This is a genomic window from Actinoallomurus acaciae (assembly GCF_042429965.1).
In the GTDB taxonomy this organism is placed as follows: Bacteria; Actinomycetota; Actinomycetes; order Streptosporangiales; family Streptosporangiaceae; genus Actinoallomurus; species Actinoallomurus acaciae.
The window spans coordinates 1-1336 of the sequence record NZ_JBHLZP010001033.1; the positions used below are offsets into that span (position 1 = coordinate 1).

Consider the following 1336-nt stretch of genomic DNA (forward strand, 5'->3'; position numbering starts at 1 on the left):
GGACGTCACGGCGCACGGCGACGTCGTCGTGGCGCACGGCCGGGTGCGCACCACCAAGACCGTCACCCACCGGGTCAGGGGGAAGCGGCGCAAGGTCCACCGCACCGCCGAGCGCGAGGCGTTCTGGCGGTCGCCCGACGGCGGCCGCACCTGGGCGCCGCTCGCGGTGCCGCAGGGCCAGGGCTCGTCCGGCGAGGCCGTGGGCGTCGTGGCCACCCAGACCGGCTTCTTCGCCGCGCGTGAGGCCTCGCACACGACCGGAGGCCGGAGGAAGAAGAAGACCACCGCGTACGGCGCGTTCTTCAGCTCCGTGGACGGCAAGAACTGGGCGGCGGCCGGCACTCTCACGATCAGCGGGTACTCCCGGATGGGCCTGGTGCGGGGCACCGACAACGGCCTGACCGTCCTCGTGCCCGTCAAGGGCGGAAAGACCGCCGTCATGACCAGCGGCGACGCCAAGACGTGGCGGCACGTGAGCGACCTGGCGGGCGGCCGTACGCTGACCGGTGCCGCGCTCACCCCGCAGGGCCCGGTCGTGTCCGGGCGGAGCGACGACGGCGGCGCGTACCTGACGATGGCGGGCGTGGGCGACGTCAACCTGGCCGCGGTCCCCGACGCGGTGCACCCGGAGCGTACGGTCGGCGGCGTCGTGGCCGACGCGGGCCGGGTCGTCGCGGTCGGCAGCACGAACGGCCGCGCGGCGCTGTGGACCTCATCGGATGCCGCCACGTGGACGCGCGCCACGCTCCCGGCGTCCAAGGCCACCGGTCAGCAGCGGCTCGTCGACGCGGTCCACGGCGGGCCGGGCTGGCTCGCCGTCGGCGGCACCGGCTCGCGTTCGCTGGTGCTGACGTCGGGCGACTCCGTCACCTGGCAGCCGGCGCAGGGCCAGACGTTCGGCGGTGACCTGGTGCCGTCCGCGGCGGCGGCGAGCAGGCCGGCGTACGTGATCGTCGGTACCCAGGGCGGCACGAGCGCCGCCGTGTGGACCTCGGCGGACCTGAAGACCTGGACCCATGCCACGGGCGCGGGCAAGGACGACCTGACCGGCGACCGCGACGCGCCGAAGTGGATGAGCGACGTGGCCGCCGGGCCGAACGGCTTCGTCGCGGTCGGCGGCCAGACGAAGAACAAGGTGTCGCAGCCCGCGCTGTGGACCTCGCCGGACGGCCGGCGGTGGACCCTGTCGGCGGCGGCGCCCGCGCTGCCGACCGGTACGACGCAGGGCTCGCTGACGAAGGTGGTGGCACGGGGCGGGACGCTCGTGGCCACCGGCGTGGCCGGGGCGTACGCCTTCGCGTCGGTCTCCGCCGACGGCGGGCGCACCTGGCAGCCG

1 protein-coding gene is annotated in these 1336 nt (G+C 75.7%); it reads left to right on the forward strand.

The window, feature by feature from the left end; all coding sequences use genetic code 11:
• Positions 1–1336: sialidase family protein (locus tag ACFFNX_RS50150; protein ID WP_378213567.1), on the forward strand; the 1336-nt coding region annotated here is incomplete at both ends.